Source organism: Salipiger sp. HF18 (assembly GCF_011806505.1).
In the GTDB taxonomy this organism is placed as follows: Bacteria; Pseudomonadota; Alphaproteobacteria; order Rhodobacterales; family Rhodobacteraceae; genus Salipiger; species Salipiger thiooxidans.
In genome coordinates, this window is record NZ_JAATOS010000570.1 from 1 (window position 1) to 2,404 (window position 2,404).

A 2,404-nucleotide genomic window follows, 5' to 3' on the forward strand; every position below is an offset into this window, starting at 1 on the left:
CATATACCCGGGATTATGACGCGAAAGGCGGCCCCGAAGGGCCGCCGATGCGGGATCTCGCGTGGGTCGGGCGGTCGTTCGCACGCCGGCCCGCGGCCGGTCTCAGGCCTGTGCGGTGCGTCGTGCGGGCAACAGCGCCTCGTCCGCCACCAGCCACATGCTCGAGCCCACCACCAGCGTGACGCCCAGCAGGGTGGCCGCGCCCGGCAGTTCGCCGAAGCCGAACCAGCCAATGGCCACCATCCAGACGAACTGCAGGTTCATCAGCGGCGTCGCCACATAGGCGGGCAGCAGCCGGAGCGCCTCGACCGACAGCCAGCGGGCCGCGAAGAGGAAGAGCGCGTAGGCCGCGACCCAGCCGAGATCCGCGAGCGGCATTGGCTGCCAGACGAAGGGCAGCGCCACGCCCATGCAGATCATCACCGCGAGGTTCGGCCAGAAGACCTGTGCCAAGGGCACCCTCTCGACCCGCGCAATGTAGCGCGCGGCGACCATCGAGCCGGTCCCGGTCAGCGCCGCGAAGAGTGCCCAGAGGTGACCGATGTCGAAGGTCATGCGCCCCGCCGGCATCAGGCAAAGCAGCCCGACCACGCCGACCGTCAGCGCAGCCCAGACCGCCGGCACCAGCGCGATGAACAGGAACACATCCGCGAAGGGCAGCAGGCGGAACGCCTGGAAGAAGCCGATGGCGGCGAGCACGGTCAGCACCGAGCGCAGCGCCATGGCCCCGCGGCTGCGCACCCGCAGCCCCTCGCCGCTCTTGCGGGCGGCGCCGAGCGACAGCAGGATGACCAGCCCCGAAGACAGGGCGAAGAGCTGCGGCGCTGCATAGGAGCCGGCGACCAGCTTGGTGATGCCGTCCGCGGCGGCGATGGCGCCGGTGTAGAGCGCGACGAGCCCTGCCCCGACGAGCGCGGTTCTGGAAACGGTCATTGTGCACCTGCCCGGGCAAAGCCCTCGAAGAAAGCGTCGAAGTGGGTCGACTGCCCGGACAGCGTGTCGACGATGTCGAGCGTTCCCGGCGACAGCCGCGCGCCCACCTGGGCCCGGGTCGCGGACCAGTCGGCGCGGCGCGCTTCGCCCTGCTCGAAGAGGGCCTCGGAGAGCTCGCGCAGCGGCGCGCCCGCCCGGGCCGAGCGGCTGAAGCCCATGCGCTCGGGGCTGAACGGCTTGCGGAAGGCATGTCCGCCGCGCACCGACTCGTGCCAGTTGCAGACGAGGAAGTCGTGGTAGTCGTCGGCGATCGACACCGCGTCGCCGCTCTCGACCGAGAACAGGTGCGTCTCGCGCTCGAGCCACGCGGTCCAGAGCGCCGGCGGCGTCTCGCCGGCGTAATGCAGCGCGATGCAGACCTCGGCGAGAATGTCCGAGTTCTGTTCGATGAACGCGAGGTTGCCGGCGAAATGCAGGCTGGTGATCGCCTGTTCGCCCAGCAGCGGATCCACCCGGCCGTATTCGCTGAGGTAGAAGACGATATGGGTCAGCTCGTAGGCGGCCTTGCGGTTGGGCAGCGCGAAGGTGCCCGAACGGTTGCAGAAGGCCCGCAGCCGGTCCTTGAGCCCGTCCTCGACCGTCTCGCCATGGCCGCGGCGGGCCAGCAGGCGCAGAGCCTCCATCCGCTGCAGGTCCGACAGCTCGGCGGCGGCGTAGCCCTGGCGGGCGATGGTGCCCGCGATCCGGTACCCGGTCTCGCCCGGCATCCCGAGATCCTCGAGATCCAGCGCCATCGAGAGCAGGAAACGGTAGTATTGCGGGAAGAACGCGAGCCGCTTCTCGACCGACTGGTAGAACGGCTCGAGCGCCGCGAGCCCCGCCTCGGAGACCGCCGCGCCGGTGCATTCGAGGATGTTCAGGAGCTCGGCGTTTTCCTTGAGCCAGAACACGTCGTCTTCGCGCCGTCGGTGTTGCGCAAAGCTGGTGATCAGCGCCGCGGCGCCGGACTCGGGCGCGTCGATACGCACCGCTGGGCGAAAGGTGATGACGTTGTTCATGGCATTCATAGTGTTACCTCGTTTCCCTGCTGCGCGCGGGCGTCGCATGTCCCCTGGACGCCCGCTGCGAGTGTTCCGGCGATCAGGCTGCCGAGGTGAAAAGCCCGGTGACGTTGCCCGACGCGATGCGGGTGTCCGAGGGGGCTGCTGCCGAAGTGAAGAGACCGGTGGCCTCACCTGCCTCGATCTGGGTGCCTGCCGGAGTGGCGGCCGAGGTGAACATCTCGGTGGCGTCGCCCGAAAGGGTCTCGGTGCCCATCGGAGCCGCGGCCGAGGTGAACATGCCGGTGGCGTCGCCTGCGGCGATCCGGGTGCCCGCCGGGGTGGCGGCCGAGGTGAACATCTCGGTGGCGTCGCCGGTCAGCGCGAGCGAGCCGGTGGGCGATGCGGCCGAGGTGAAGAGACCGGTGGCT

Annotated in this window: 2 protein-coding genes and 1 pseudogene; all 3 read right to left on the minus strand. The window is 69.8% G+C overall.

Annotated elements, in window-relative coordinates:
• Nucleotides 1-102 precede the first annotated feature (102 nt).
• Nucleotides 103-933 (minus strand): DMT family transporter, encoded by an 831-nt coding sequence (locus HC022_RS24225; RefSeq protein ID WP_167454100.1) that lies wholly within the window; start codon nt 931-933, stop codon nt 103-105.
• A complete protein-coding gene (locus HC022_RS24230; RefSeq protein WP_167454101.1) occupies nt 930-2,000 on the minus strand; it encodes a hypothetical protein in 1,071 nt (356 codons plus the stop codon). The genes HC022_RS24225 and HC022_RS24230 overlap by 4 nt, the downstream gene beginning before the upstream one ends.
• A gap of 73 nt (nt 2,001-2,073) precedes the next feature.
• Nucleotides 2,074-2,404 (minus strand): annotated as a pseudogene (locus HC022_RS24235) (hypothetical protein); the annotation flags it as partial.